Source organism: Modestobacter sp. VKM Ac-2982 (assembly GCF_026967935.1).
Taxonomy (GTDB): Bacteria; Actinomycetota; Actinomycetes; order Mycobacteriales; family Geodermatophilaceae; genus Modestobacter.
In genome coordinates this window covers 1,398,872-1,412,360 of sequence record NZ_JAPVBL010000001.1, presented here as the reverse complement: position 1 = coordinate 1,412,360, position 13,489 = coordinate 1,398,872, and the positions used below count along the sequence as shown (strand labels likewise).

Here is a 13,489-nt window from a genome sequence, read left to right as displayed (position 1 = left end):
CCGAAGACACCGAAGGGGGATTTGTTACTTGGCACTGACTTTCGGCACGCTGTTGAGTTCTCAAGGAGCGGACGCGCTCAAAACCCGACCAATTTCTTGGCCCTCGTCTGAGGCGGCTTGTCCGACTGTACGCCGTGCACGGCTCGCTGTCACACCCGGGGGTCTGACCTCGCGGCTCCCAGCTCTTTCGACCCGGTCTCGCTCGGCGCAAAGAAGAACTTACGTGCCGTCCCGGGCTCCGTCAAACCGCCGAGGTGCCTCGGCAGGCCCTGAAGGGCGTCCCGAGCCCCTCACGAGGGAGAAACCGCAGGTCAACGACGACCACCCGGCCGTGCATTGCGAGGCAGGTCACCTTCTTGGGGGCTCCGGACCGAGCCCGAGACGGCCCCAGGGGCCTCAGAGGCCGAGCAGCGACTCGATCCCGACGGTCAGGCCGGGGCGGCGACCGATCTCCCGGACTGCGAGGAGCACACCGGGCATGAAGGACGCCCGGTCGTAGGAGTCGTGCCGCAGGGTCAGCGTCTCCCCCGCTGCGCCCATCAACACCTCCTGGTGGGCGACGAGGCCGGCGAGCCGGACCGCGTGCACGGGCACGCCCTCGACGTCGGCACCGCGCGCCCCGGGCAGGGAGTCGGACTCCCGGGTCGCATCCGGGGCAGCCGGCACGCCCGCAGCCCGCCGAGCGGCCGCGACCAGCCGGGCCGTCCGGGCTGCGGTGCCCGAGGGGGCGTCGACCTTGTTCGGGTGGTGCAGCTCCACGATCTCCACGGACGGGAAGAAGCGGGCCGCCTCCTGGGCGAAGCGCATGAGGAGGACCGCCCCGATCCCGAAGTTGGGTGCGATGAGCACCCCGAGGTCGGGCTTGGGCTCCAGCCACTCGGCGATCGTGGCCAGCCGCTGCTCGTCGAACCCCGTCGTCCCGACGACGCAGTGGATGTTCTGGTCGATGCAGAAGCGGATGTTGTCCATGACGGAGTCGGGACGGGTGAAGTCGACGACCACCTGGGCACCGGCATCGGCGACGTTGAACAGCCAGTCGCGCTCGTCGACCATGGCGACGAGTTCGAGGTCCTCGGCGGCGTCGACCGCCCGGCAGACCTCGGCACCCATCCGGCCCCGGGCGCCGAGCACCCCCACCGAGACCAGCGGGGTCTCTCCGGAGGTGGCGGACGGGGGCTGGACGTCGGGGGCCGGTGGGGTGCTCATCCCGCGATGCTCACCAACGCGGGCCCCGCACGCAAGGCGGCACCCCACCCACCGGCACGGTCAGCTGGGCCGGGTCGCCCGGGTCCGGGCGACGGCGTCCCAGACCAGGAGCCCGACGGCGACCCCCGCGACGTCGGCGAGCAGGTCCGCGACCGAGGTCGACCTGTTGAGCACGGGCAGGGACTGGAGGAGTTCGCTGACCGATGCGTAGACGACCAGGACGACGCCGAGGACCCCGCGGCCGACGCCGGCCCATCGGCCACTGACCGCCAGCACCCCGAACAGGAGCACGTGCACCACCTTGTCCACGCCCGCCGGAGCGGACGGGACACCCGAGGCCGGCACGAACAGCACTGCCAGGGAGACCAGCACGACGACTGCGAACACGCCGCGTGCGAGGGCGCCGTGGACGGCGGAGACCGTGGTCGGTCGGGAGGTCATCGGCGGCTCAGGCGGCGAGCAGCCGGTCGAGGTCGCGTTCGCGGTAGGGGCCGACGACGGCCAGGCAGGTCGGCCGGGTGAACAGATCGTCGGCCACCGCGCGCACCTGGTCCTCCTGCACTGCCTCGATCCGGTCGAGCACCGTCCGCACCGGCAGGTACTCACCGTAGGAGAGCTCGCTCTTGCCCAGCCGGCTCATCCGCGAGCCGGTGTCCTCCAGCCCCAGCACGAGACCGCCCTTGAGCTGGCCACGCGCCCGGGCGACCTCCTCGGCGGTCAGGCCGGTGGCCGCGACCTCCGCGAGTCCGGCCCGGATCAGCCGGAGCACCTCGGGCACCCGCTTGGGCGAGCACCCGGCGTACACGGAGAAGCTCCCGGTCCCGGCGTAGTGGGTGAGCGAGGAGCCCACGCTGTACACCAGACCCCGCTTCTCCCGGATCTCCTGGAACAACCGCGAGCTCATGCCGCCGCCCACCGCCGCATCCAGCACGGCTCCGGCGTAACGGCGATCGTCCAGCCGGCCCATCCCGATGCTGCCCAGCAGCAGGTGGGTCTGCTCGGTGCGCCGGTGGATCAGCCCGGTGCGCCGCGCCGGTCCGGCGAGGACGACGTCGGACCCCAGCCGCAGCGGGTCCGGCCGCGCTCCCCCGGTCAGCCGGTCGCCGAAGGCGGCGGTGACCAGGTCGAGCACCTGCTGGTGGTCGACCCGCCCGGCCGCCGAGACGACGATCGAGGGGACCGCGTAACGGTCGCGGTACCAGCCGTCGACGTCGTCCCGGGTCAGGGACTCGATCGACTCCACGGTGCCCAGGACCGACCGCCCCAACGGGGTGTCGCCGAACAGGGTCTCCGCGTACAGGTCGTGCACCGCATCGGCGGGCTCGTCGTCGCGCATCGCGATCTCCTCGAGCACCACCGTGCGCTCGGACTCCAGGTCCGGTGCGGTGTTGAGCGCGTCCGTGACGAGGTCGCCGAGGAGGGTCACCGCCAGCGGCAGGTCACTGGCGAGCACGTTCGCGTAGTAGCAGGTGTGCTCCTTGGCGGTGAAGGCGTTCATCTCACCGCCGACGGCGTCCATCGCGGTGGCGATCTCCAGCGCCGTGCGGCTCTGCGTGCCCTTGAACAACAGGTGCTCGAGGAAGTGCGAGGAACCGCCCAGCTCCGGGCTCTCGTCACGGGACCCGACGCCGACCCAGATGCCCAGGGTCGCCGACAGCACCCCGGGCATCGTCTCGGTGATCACCCGCAGCCCCCCGGGCAGCTCGGTCCGCTCCACCCGGCCGCCGACCTCGTCGACGTCCAGCAGCTGCGTCACCCCGGGGGTGGTGACACCGACCGGGGCCGGGACGGACGCCGCAGCGCCCGCCCCGACCCCGGTCAGGTCGGTACTCGTGTTCACGCCTCCGTGGGGGCGGCGGTCTCGTCGGCCGAGGCTGCGTCACCGGCGTCGCCGGCCTCACCCTCGACGACCGGCACCAGGCTGATCTTGCCGCGGGCGTCGATGTCGGTGATCTCGACCTGCAGCTTGTCGCCGACGTTCGCGACGTCCTCGACCTTGGCGATCCGCTTGCCGTTGCCCAGCTTGCTGATGTGGACCAGGCCGTCGCGACCGGGCAGCAGCGAGACGAAGGCGCCGAACGCCGTGGTCTTCACCACGGTGCCGAGGAACCGCTCGCCCACCTTCGGCAGCGTCGGGTTGGCGATGGCGTTGATCCGGTCGACCGCGGCCTGGGCCGAGGGGCCGTCAGAGGCGCCGACGTAGATCGTGCCGTCGTCCTCGATGGTGATGTCCGCGCCGGTCTCGTCCTGGATCGCGTTGATCATCTGGCCCTTGGGGCCGATGACCGCACCGATCTTGTCGACCGGGATGCGCACCGTGGTCACCCGCGGGGCGTAGGCACTCATCTCGTCGGGGCCGTCGATCGCCTCGAGCATGACGTCGAGGATGTGCAGCCGGGCCGCGCGGGCCTGGGTCAGCGCACCGGCGAGGACGTCGGAGGGGATGCCGTCGAGCTTCGTGTCCAGCTGGAGGGCCGTCACGAAGTCCTTGGTGCCGGCGACCTTGAAGTCCATGTCACCGAACGCGTCCTCGGCGCCGAGGATGTCGGTCAGCGCGACGTACTCGGTCTTGCCGTCGACCTCGTCGGAGACCAGGCCCATGGCGATGCCGGCGACGGCGGCCTTCAGCGGCACACCGGCGTTGAGCATGGACAGCGTCGAGGCGCAGACCGAGCCCATCGAGGTGGAGCCGTTGGAGCCGAGGGCCTCGGAGACCTGACGGATCGCGTAGGGGAACTCCTCGCGGTCCGGCAGCACCGGCAGCAGTGCCCGCTCGGCCAGCGCGCCGTGGCCGATCTCGCGGCGCTTGGGCGAGCCCACCCGGCCGGTCTCACCGGTGGAGTACGGCGGGAAGTTGTAGTTGTGCATGTAGCGCTTGCGGGTGACCGGGTTCAGCGTGTCCAGCTGCTGCTCCATGCGGAGCATGTTCAGCGTGGTGACGCCCATGATCTGGGTCTCGCCACGCTCGAACAGCGCCGAGCCGTGCACCCGCGGGAGCACCTCTACCTCGGCCGACAGCGGCCGGATGTCGGTGAGCCCACGGCCGTCGATGCGGATCTTGTCGCGCAGGATGCGCTGCCGGACGACCTTCTTGGTCACGGCGCGGAAGGCTCCGGAGATCTCCTTCTCCCGGCCCTCGAACTGGCCGGCCAGCGCGGCCTTGACCTCGTCCTTGAGCGCGTCGGTGGCCTCCTCGCGCTCCTGCTTCCCGGCGATGGCCTGGGCCACGGCGAGCTTCTCGGCGGCCTGGGCCTCCACGGCGGCGTACACGTCGTCCTGGTAGTCCAGGAAGCGGGGGAAGTGCGCCTCCGGCTTGGCGGCCTTGCCGGCCAGCGCGGACTGTGCCTGGCACAGCGCGTTGATGAACGGCTTCGCGGCCTCGAGGCCCTGGGCCACGACCTCCTCGGTCGGGGCGGTGGCGCCACCGGCGACCAGCTCGATGGTCTTCTCGGTGGCCTCGGCCTCGACCATCATGATCGCGACGTCGCCGTCCGGCAGGAGCCGGCCGGCCACGACCATGTCGAAGACGGCGTCCTCGAGCTCGGCGTGGGTCGGGAAGCCCACCCACTGGCCGTTGATCAGCGCCACCCGGGTCGCGCCGATCGGGCCGGAGAACGGCAGGCCGGAGAGCTGGGTGGACGCCGATGCGCCGTTGATGGCGAGCACGTCGTACAGGTGGTCGGGGTCCAGGGACAGGACGGTGATGACGACCTGGACCTCGTTGCGCAGGCCCTTGGCGAAGGTCGGCCGCAGCGGGCGGTCGATCAGCCGGCAGGTGAGGATCGCGTCCTCGGAGGGGCGGCCCTCGCGGCGGAAGAACGAACCGGGGATCTTCCCGATCGAGTACATCCGCTCCTCGACGTCCACCGTCAGCGGGAAGAAGTCGAACTGCTCCTTGGGCTGACGGCCGGCCGTGGTGGCCGACAGCAGCGTGGTGTCGCCCATGGTGGCGACGACGGAGCCGGCGGCCTGCTTGGCGAGGCGGCCGGTCTCGAAGGTGACGGTGCGGGAACCGAGGGCCCCGTTGTCGATCACCGCGGTGGCGGTGAACACGCCGTCCTCGGCGTCGAAGTCGGTGGGATCTGTGGTGGGTGCGGACATCGTGTCCTCTTCCTACGTCGCATACGGCGACGTCCTCTTCGCGGCGTCGCGCCGGCGTCCGGGGCGACCGGTCTTCGATCGAAGCCCTCGGGGTCGCGCTCGCGTGTCCTGCACTCAGGCTCGCTGCGTCCCGGGAGCCACTACCGAGGACCGGCCCTCGCGGGCTGGCCGGCGTGGGGCCGGTGTTCCCGTGCGGCGGGTGCCGCACGAGTGAGGGGACCGTCCCGGCGTTGCCGGAGCGGTCCCCTCGGTGGTGCTAGCGGCGCAGGCCCAGCCGCTCGATGAGCGAGCGGTACCGGTTGATGTCGGTCTTGGCCAGGTAGTTCAGCAGCCGCCGGCGACGACCGACCAGCAGGAGCAGGCCCCGCCGGCTGTGGTGGTCGTGCTTGTGCAGCTTGAGGTGCTCGGTCAGGTCGCTGATCCGTCGGGTCAGCATCGCGACCTGCACCTCGGGGGAACCGGTGTCGTTCTCGACCGTCGCGTACTCGGTCATGATCTGCTTCTTCGTCGCGCTCTCGAGCGCCATGGTGCCTCCAGGGCAGGTCACGTGTGGCCCCCGGTCTGTGTCACGGGGGCAGCATGCACACACGTCGGTCACCCGACGTCGGGATCGAGGTTACACGGCCGCACCAGGACCAGACCTCGCCGAGTGGGAGCGGGAGACCGGCCTGCGGGCGCGCAGTCGGCTCGCGACCCGGTGGGCCGCGGTCTCAGACCTCCAGGACGGCGCGGGTCCGGGCGACGTCCTCACCCATGGCCACCAGCAGTTCCGGGACGCCGGGAAAGCTGAGCATCGGGCGCAGCCGCTCGACGAACTCCACGCCCACGTGCTCGCCGTAGAGGTCGCCCTCGAAGTCGAGCAGGTGGGCCTCGACGGTGCGCCGGGCGCCGGCGAAGGTGGGGTTGCTGCCCACCGAGATCGCGGCCGGGTGGGTGCTGCGGCTGCCCCCGCGGTGGTCACGCAGCACCAGGCGCCCGGCGTACACGCCGTCGGCAGGGATCGCGGTGTGCGCGGGGCTCTCCACGTTGGCGGTCGGGTAGCCGAGCTCTCGTCCCCGACGGTCGCCCCGGACGACGATGCCGTCCACCCGGTGCGGGCGGCCCAGCGCCAGGGCGGCCGACCGCATGTCCCCGGCGGCCACGCAGGCCCGGATGTAGGTGGAGGAGATGGTCACCTCGCCGTCGCCGGCCAGGGCGGGAGCGGAGCCGACGCTGGTCAGGTCGATGCCCTCGACGCTGAACCCGAACCTCCGGCCCTCGGCGGCCAGCGTCTCGACCGTGCCGGCCGCCTTGTGCCCGTAGGTGAAGTTCCGGCCCACCACGACCTGGGCGGCGTGCAGGTGCTCGACCAGCACGGTGTGGGTGAACTCCCCCGGGGACAGCCGGCTGAACTCGGCGGTGAAGGGCAGCACGCACATCGCGTCCACGCCCAGCTCGGCCACGAGTTCCGCCTTGCGGTCGGCGGAGGTCAGGATCGCCGGGTGGGAGCCGGGCCGCACCACCTCGGAGGGGTGCGGGTCGAAGGTGAGCAGCAGCGCAGGGCGGCCGAGCGCCCGCGCCCGGGCGACCGCGGCACCGATCAGGTGCTGGTGGCCACGGTGCACCCCGTCGTACATCCCGACGGTGACCACCGTGCGCCCCAGGTCCTGCGGGGTCGAGTCCAGCCCACGCCAGCGCAGCACGCCGTTCCTCTCCCCCGGTGCCGAGTGGTCGACGTGCTCAGGAGGCCGCGGGCGCGACGCCGTGCAGCCAGCCGTGCGAGTCGGACACCCGGCCGTGCTGCACGTCGAGCAGGTGTGCGCGCAGCTGCATGGTGAGCGGGCCGGGCTCCCCGGTGCCCACGGTGAAATCGCCGGTGCGCGCCTTCACCTCACCGACGGGGGTGATGACGGCGGCGGTGCCGCAGGCGAACGTCTCGGTGATCGAGCCGTCGGCCACGCCGGCCCGCCACTCGTCCACGCTGAACTTCCGCTCGGTGACCGGGTGCCCGAGTTCCCGGGCGACGGTGATCAGCGACTCGCGCGTGATGCCGGGCAGCAGCGTGCCGGTGAGCTCGGGGGTGACGAGCTCGGCGTCGGCGCCGGCGCCGAGGACGAAGAACAGGTTCATCCCGCCCATCTCCTCGACGTAGCGCTTCTCCACCGCGTCCAGCCAGACCACCTGGTCACAGCCCGCGGCGATCGCCTGCTCCTGGGCCAGCAGGCTGGCGGCGTAGTTGCCGGCGCACTTGACGTCGCCGGTGCCGCCGGGGGCGGCCCGGATGTAGTCCTCGGAGAGGTAGACCGAGACCGGGTGCACGCCGCGCGGGAAGTAGGCGCCGGCCGGGCTGGCGATGACGATGAACAGGTACTCGTGCGCCGGGCGGACGCCGAGGAAGGGCTCCACCGCCAGCATGTACGGCCGGATGTAGAGGGTCTGGTCGGGGCCGGTCGGCACCCAGTCGCGGTCGGCGTCGACCAGGGCGTCGACAGCGGCGAGGAAGGACTCCGCGGGCACCTCGGGCATCGCCAGCCGGGCGGCGCTGCGGGCGAACCGGGCGGCGTTGGACTCCGGCCGGAAGGTGGCGACGCTGCCGTCGGGCTGGGCGTAGGCCTTGAGGCCCTCGAAGATCGACTGGGCGTAGTGCAGGGCGGCGGCGCTCGGGTCCAGCTGCAGCGGGGCGTAGGCGGTCAGCCGGGCATCGACCCAGCCCTGGCCGACGCGGTACCGGGCCACCACCATCGAGTCGGTGAAGTACCGGCCGAAGCCCGGGTCCTCCAGCTGACGAGTGCGCTCGGCGACCGAACGGCGCGGCACGTCCTCCACGACCAGCGGCACGCCCGCGGCGAAGTCCCGGGGGGAGGTACGGCTGTCGGCGAGCGTGTCGGTCATGGCTCCCACCTGCTGGTGCTCGTGCTGGAGCGAGGCCTGGCGGTTGCCCGGCCCGCACGGTCACCCTAGCCCGGCTGTACGGGCCCGCAGCACGTGCAGCGGGACGAACGCCGCCCGGGAACTGGTGCGGCCGGACGGACCGGTGGGCCCGGCCGTCGTCACCGCGGCGGCGACGACGGCACGGGCCTGCGGCTCAACTGCTCTTCGGTGCGGCCGACTCGACGACCTCGTAGCTCCACACGTGCTGCTGCGAGCGCTCGGCGGCCGGGGCCAGGGTGTCGCCCCCGCCGTCGTGCGCGCGGTCGAAGTCCTGGCTGCTCTGCCAGGCCTCGTAGGCCTCCTCGCTCGTCCACCGCGTGTAGACGAGGTAGGACTCGGTGCCCGCGACCGGGCGGAGCAGCTCGAACCACTCGAAGCCCGGGGTGGTCTCCACCGCACCGGCCCGGCCCTTGAACCGCTCCTCGAAGCGGGCGCGCTTGTCCTCGGGCATGGTCACGACGTTGATCTTGACGACGCTCATGCACGGCATCCTGCCCAGCGACGACCTGCTCGACACGGCGGGTACGCGAGACTGGTCGCCGTGACCGAGCAGCCGCGTACCGCCGACATCGGCCTGGCCCGGCTCGACCCCGATCGGGCGGCCCGGACCGGCACCCCGGAGGTGGTCTTCGCCGGCGGCAAGACCCCGGCCGAGACGGTCGCCTGCCTGGCCGGCCTGCTCGACGCCGGCGTCCCGCTCGCCTGGGCCACCCGGGTCGACGAGCCCACGGCTGCGGCGGTGCGCGACCGCTGGCCGGGGGCCCACGTCGACCCGGTCGCCCGGGTGGCCTGGGTGGGCACTCCCCCGCCCCCGGTCGGCCAGGTGCTCGTGCTGACCGCCGGGACGTCGGACGGCGCGGTCGCCGCCGAGGTCGCCGCCACCCTGGCCGCCAGCGGGGTGGGCTGTCGGCGGGTGGACGACGTCGGGGTGGCCGGCGTGCACCGGGTGCTGGCCGTCGCCCCGGACCTTGCCGCGGCCGATGCGGTCGTCGTGGTCGCCGGGATGGACGGCGCGCTGCCCAGCGTGGTCGCGGGGCTGACCGACCGGCTGGTGGTCGCCGTCCCCACCTCGGTCGGCTACGGCGCCGCCTTCGAGGGCCTGGCCGCGCTGCTCACCATGCTCACCGCCTGCGCCCCCGGGGTGCTGGTGGTGAACATCGACAACGGCTTCGGCGCCGGTGTCGCGGCCGCGCGGATCGTCCGGTCAGCTCACCGGTAGCGCACCGGGTCGGGCAGCAGCTCGTTCATCGCCCCCGACCGGAAGCCCCGCGGGTCCACCTCCACCCGGTCGAAGCCGGTGACCGCGGCCAGCAGCTCCGGCCCGACCAGCGGCACCAGGGCTGCGTCGACCTCGACCCGGGCCACGTCGTCCCCCATGTCCCGCACCCGCAGGTCGCGCACCGGGTGCCCGGCCCCGGTCAGCGCCGCCCGCAGCGCCGCCTCGGCGGCCTCCACCCGGGCCAGCCCCGCCGCCGACACCGGCACGCCGTAGGCGATCCGGCTGGCCAGGCACGCCGCCGCCGGCTTGTCCGCCAACGGCAGACCCCACCGCCGGGCCGCCGCCCGGACGTCGTCCTTGGTCATGCCGGCCCGGGCCAGCGGCGCCCACGCCCCCCGCGCCGCCGCCGCGGCGATGCCCGGCCGGAAACCCGCTCGCAGGTCATCGGCGTTCGTGCCGGTCACCACGTCGGCGATCCCCAGCTCCGCGGCCAGCGGCGTCAGCACGTCGACCAGCTCGGTCTTGCAGAACGCGCACCGGTTCCCGGCGTTGGCCACGTACCCCGGCCGCGACAGCTCATCGGTGCGCGGCTGCTCGTGCCGCACCCCCAGGCCCACCGCGAACTCGTGCGCCGCCACCCGCTCCGCGGCCGGCAGGCTCGCCGAGACCGCCGTCGCCGCGACCACCCGGTCGACGCCCAGGGCCCGCACCGCCGCGGCCAGCACCACCCCGGAGTCCACGCCACCGGAGAAGGCGACGAGCACCCCGGGCACCGCGGACAGCTCGGCGTCCAGCATGGCCAGCCGGTGCTCCAGTCCGCTCATCGTGGCCAGGGTGTCATCCAGGTCAGCCGGGCGGGAAACCGACCGTGACCCGGGCGACCGACCCGGCGTCCTCCACCAGCGCGACCAGCCGCCCGTCGGGGGCGATCGCCGCGTGCAGACCGGGGGCACCAGTGGCCGGGACCCGCTGGCCGTACCCCAGGGCGACGGCCTCCTCCGCGGTGAGCTCGCGGGCCGGGAAGACCGCCCGGGCGGCGTCGGTCAGGCCCAGGACGCCCGGCCCGCCGCCCGGTCCGGCCAGCGCCCCGGCGGCCTCCTCGACGGGGCGGGCGGCGGTCGTGGCGAAGGGCCCGGAGGACGTGCGGCGCAGCGCGGTGAGGTGGCCGCCCACACCGAGGTCCGCGCCCACGTCCCGGGCGATCGCCCGGATGTAGGTCCCGGTGCTGCAGCAGACGGTCACGTCGACGTCGACCAGGTCGGGGGTCGGACGGCGCACCGCGTGGACGTCGACCCGGTGCACGGTGACCGACCGGGCCGCCAGCTCGAACTCCTCGCCGGCCCGCACCCGGTCGTAGGAGCGCCGGCCGTCGACCTTCACCGCGCTGACCGACGACGGCACCTGCTGCAGCGGGCCCACCTGGCCGGCCAGCGCGGCACGGACGGCGTCCTCGGTGACCCCGGCGGCCGACGCGGTGGCGGTCACCTCGCCCTCACGGTCGTCGGTGACCGTCGTCTGGCCCAGCCGGACGGTGGCCTCGTAGGTCTTGTCCGAGCCGGCGAGGTGGCCGAGCAGCCGGGTGGCCGAGCCCACGCCGAGCACCAGCAACCCGGTGGCCATCGGGTCCAGCGTGCCGGCGTGTCCCACCTTGCGGACCGACAGCACCCGCCGAGCCCGGGCGACGACGTCGTGCGAGGTCATACCGCCGGCCTTGTCGACCAGCAGCAGGGACGGCGGGACGTCGGCATCAGGCTTCCTGGGACTCACGCTGCCACGCTCTCACCCAGCCAGGCGGTGCCGCGCATCCGCCAGCCGACCGCGACCAGCCGCAGCACGATGAACAGGGTCAGCCCGGTCCACACCCCCGGCAGCCCCCAGTCCAGCCAGCCGGAGAGCAGCGACAGCGGGACGAACCCCAGCAGGGCTGCGCCGACGGTGACCGTGCGCAGGTAGGCGACGTCACCGGCGCCCATGAGCACGCCGTCCAGGGCGAAGACGACCCCGGCCAGCGGCTGCATCAGCGCCAGGAACCACCACACGACGCCCGCCTCGGCGAGCACGGCCGGGTCGTCGGTGAACAGCGGCGGCAGCACCGGGCGCAGGGCGAGCAGCAGGACGGCGACCAGGACGCCGGTGCCCAGCCCCCAGCCGACCACCCGGCCGGCGGTGGCCCGGGCCTCGGCCGGGCGGGCAGCGCCCAGTGCGGTGCCGACGAGGGTCTGCGCGGCGATGGCGTAGGCGTCCAGCACCAGGGCGAGGAACAGCCACAGCTGCAGGGCGATCTGGTGCGCACCGAGCTCCGCGGTGCTCGACCGGGCCACGACCGCAGCGGCCGCGGCGAAGGCGAGCTGGAGCACCGCTGCGCGCAGCAACAGGTCACGCCCGAGCACCACCTGGGCGCGCAGCGCAGCCGGCCGGGGCCGCAGCGAGATGGCCGAGCCGGCCAGCTCGCGGGTCAGCGCGCGCACGAAGAGCGCCGCGGAGACGGCCTGGCCGATCACGTTCGCCACCGCGGAACCGACCAGGCCCATCCCGACCGTGTGCACCAGCAGCGGGCACAGCACCAGGCTGACCAGGCTGCCGGCCAGCACGTAGCCCATCGGCCGGCGCAGCTCCTGGACACCACGCAGCCAGCCGTTGCCCGCCAGCGCGATCAGCAGCAGCGGCAGGCCCAGGCTGGCGACCCGCAGCCACTCCTCAGCGGCGTCGGCGACCGGGCCGGCGCCGCCGGCCAACAGCCGGGTCAACGGCCCGGCCGCGACCTGGAAGACGGCGGCCAGCCCGACGCCGAGTCCGAGAGCCAGCCAGGTCGCCTGGACGCCCTCGGCGACCGCGCCGGCCCGGTCACCGGCCCCGGCGCGACGAGCTGCGCGGGCGGTCGTGCCGTACGCGAGGAAGTTGAGCAACGCGGCCACGTAGGCCAGCAGGCCGCCGCCGACCGCCAGCCCGCCGAGGCTCACCGTCCCGAGGTTGCCGACCACCGCGGTGTCGACCAGCAGGTACAGCGGCTCGGCGGCGAGGACCACCAGCGCCGGCGCGGCCAGGGACGGGATCGACCTGCTCAGCGGGCCAGCTCCTGCCGGAGCGCGGCGATCGTGTCCTCCCGGTCACCGGTCGAGGTGTAGCCGGCGGCTGCGCGGTGACCACCGCCCCCGAGGGCCATCGCCACCCGGGCCAGGTCGGTGGCCCCGCGCGAGCGGAGGGAGACCGACCAGCAGCCGTCGTCCTGGCCCTTGAGGACGCAGGCGACGTCGGCCTCCGCGGTGGCCCGGACGACGTCCACCAGGGCCTCGAGCTGGTCGGCGGCCAGGCCGTGGGAACCCGCCTCGGCTGCCGTCGACCAGGTCCACACCAGGCCGGCGCCGACGTCCCGCTCCAGCACCGCCCGGCCGGTGACGGCCGAGAGCAGTCCCAGCCAGCCGAACGGGGCGGTGTCGAACAGCCGCTGGCTGATCGCCGCGTGGTCGATGCCGGTGCGCAGCAGCCGGGCCGCCAGCTCGTGGGTGCCCGGTGCGGTGTTGCCGAAGCGGAAGGAGCCGGTGTCGGCCGTCAGGCCCGCGTAGAGGCAGGTGGCCAGCGACTCGTCGAGCTCGACGCCCAGCCCGTCCAGCAGGTCCGCGACGAGCACGACGGTGGCGGCGGCGTGCGGCTCGACCACCCGGATCTCGCCGAACCCCGGGTTGCTGGCGTGGTGGTCGACGACGACCGACCGCCGTGCCGTGGTCAGCAGGGCCGCCAGGTCACCCAGGCGACCCGGGGCGGCGGCGTCCAGGCTGACGAAGACGTCGACGTCGGCCGGCACGGTCCGTGGTGGGACCAGTTGCCCGGCGCCGGGGAGCCAGCCCAGCGAGGCCGGCAGCGTGAACGGCTCGGGGAAGGTCGTGACCACCCGGGCGCCACAGCGGCGCAGCCCCTCGGCCAGCGCCAGGGTGCTGCCCAGGGCGTCCGCGTCGGGCTGCACGTGGCCGGACAGCACGATGGTCTGTCCGGCGGCCGCCGCGGCGGCGAGCAGCTCCACGGCCGCGTCCGCGGGCGCGGAGACGGTGGTCATCG

The 13,489-nt window shown here is 73.8% G+C and carries 13 protein-coding genes; 1 reads left to right on the top strand and 12 read right to left on the bottom strand.

Translation table 11 applies throughout. The features are described 5' to 3' along the window. Positions 1-396: 396 nt before the first annotated feature. The 8 genes from dapB to O2W20_RS06950 all read right to left on the bottom strand — a co-directional run bounded on the left by dapB (position 397) and on the right by O2W20_RS06950 (position 8,698). Complete coding sequence (gene dapB / locus O2W20_RS06985) at positions 397-1,206, bottom strand: 4-hydroxy-tetrahydrodipicolinate reductase (protein WP_269170993.1); 810 nt, start codon at positions 1,204-1,206, stop codon at positions 397-399. Positions 1,207-1,266: 60 nt separating this feature from the next. Then, on the bottom strand, positions 1,267-1,647 hold the full coding sequence (locus tag O2W20_RS06980; protein WP_269170992.1) for a VanZ family protein: 381 nt from the start codon (positions 1,645-1,647) through the stop codon (positions 1,267-1,269). Between the two features lie 7 nt (positions 1,648-1,654). Beyond that, positions 1,655-3,046 carry a M16 family metallopeptidase gene (locus tag O2W20_RS06975; protein ID WP_269170991.1) on the bottom strand — a complete coding sequence of 464 codons (1,392 nt, stop codon included), beginning with the start codon at positions 3,044-3,046 and terminating at the stop codon, positions 1,655-1,657. Next, positions 3,043-5,307 (bottom strand): polyribonucleotide nucleotidyltransferase, encoded by a 2,265-nt coding sequence (locus O2W20_RS06970; protein WP_269170990.1) that lies wholly within the window; start codon positions 5,305-5,307, stop codon positions 3,043-3,045. The genes O2W20_RS06975 and O2W20_RS06970 overlap by 4 nt, the downstream gene beginning before the upstream one ends. Before the next feature lie 256 nt (positions 5,308-5,563). Further along, positions 5,564-5,833 carry a 30S ribosomal protein S15 gene (rpsO, locus tag O2W20_RS06965; protein ID WP_091942961.1) on the bottom strand — a complete coding sequence of 90 codons (270 nt, stop codon included), beginning with the start codon at positions 5,831-5,833 and terminating at the stop codon, positions 5,564-5,566. 184 nt (positions 5,834-6,017) lie between these two features. Then, a complete protein-coding gene (locus O2W20_RS06960; RefSeq protein WP_269170989.1) occupies positions 6,018-6,989 on the bottom strand; it encodes a bifunctional riboflavin kinase/FAD synthetase in 972 nt (323 codons plus the stop codon). 37 nt (positions 6,990-7,026) lie between these two features. Then, positions 7,027-8,178, bottom strand: coding sequence for a branched-chain amino acid aminotransferase (locus tag O2W20_RS06955; RefSeq protein ID WP_269170988.1), 1,152 nt, complete (start codon positions 8,176-8,178; stop codon positions 7,027-7,029). A gap of 193 nt (positions 8,179-8,371) precedes the next feature. After that, positions 8,372-8,698 (bottom strand): antibiotic biosynthesis monooxygenase family protein, encoded by a 327-nt coding sequence (locus O2W20_RS06950; protein WP_269170987.1) that lies wholly within the window; start codon positions 8,696-8,698, stop codon positions 8,372-8,374. A gap of 60 nt (positions 8,699-8,758) precedes the next feature. On the opposite strand from O2W20_RS06950, the gene larB reads away from it, so the two are divergent. After that, positions 8,759-9,436 carry a nickel pincer cofactor biosynthesis protein LarB gene (gene larB / locus O2W20_RS06945; protein ID WP_269170986.1) on the top strand — a complete coding sequence of 226 codons (678 nt, stop codon included), beginning with the start codon at positions 8,759-8,761 and terminating at the stop codon, positions 9,434-9,436. On the opposite strand, the gene O2W20_RS06940 is transcribed toward larB, so the two are convergent. From O2W20_RS06940 to O2W20_RS06925, 4 genes are read right to left on the bottom strand one after another with little or no spacing between them, the layout of a single operon-like run. Next, positions 9,427-10,260 (bottom strand): ExsB family transcriptional regulator, encoded by an 834-nt coding sequence (locus O2W20_RS06940; RefSeq protein ID WP_269170985.1) that lies wholly within the window; start codon positions 10,258-10,260, stop codon positions 9,427-9,429. The genes larB and O2W20_RS06940 overlap by 10 nt on opposite strands. Positions 10,261-10,282: 22 nt before the next feature. After that, a complete protein-coding gene (truB, locus tag O2W20_RS06935) occupies positions 10,283-11,203 on the bottom strand; it encodes a tRNA pseudouridine(55) synthase TruB (protein WP_269170984.1) in 921 nt (306 codons plus the stop codon). Next, on the bottom strand, positions 11,200-12,462 hold the full coding sequence (locus O2W20_RS06930) for an MATE family efflux transporter (protein WP_269170983.1): 1,263 nt from the start codon (positions 12,460-12,462) through the stop codon (positions 11,200-11,202). The genes truB and O2W20_RS06930 overlap by 4 nt, the downstream gene beginning before the upstream one ends. A 35-nt stretch (positions 12,463-12,497) precedes the next feature. Continuing rightward, entirely contained in the window at positions 12,498-13,487 is a 990-nt protein-coding gene (locus tag O2W20_RS06925; RefSeq protein WP_269170982.1) for a DHH family phosphoesterase, read from the bottom strand. Between the last annotated feature and the right edge of the window lie 2 nt (positions 13,488-13,489).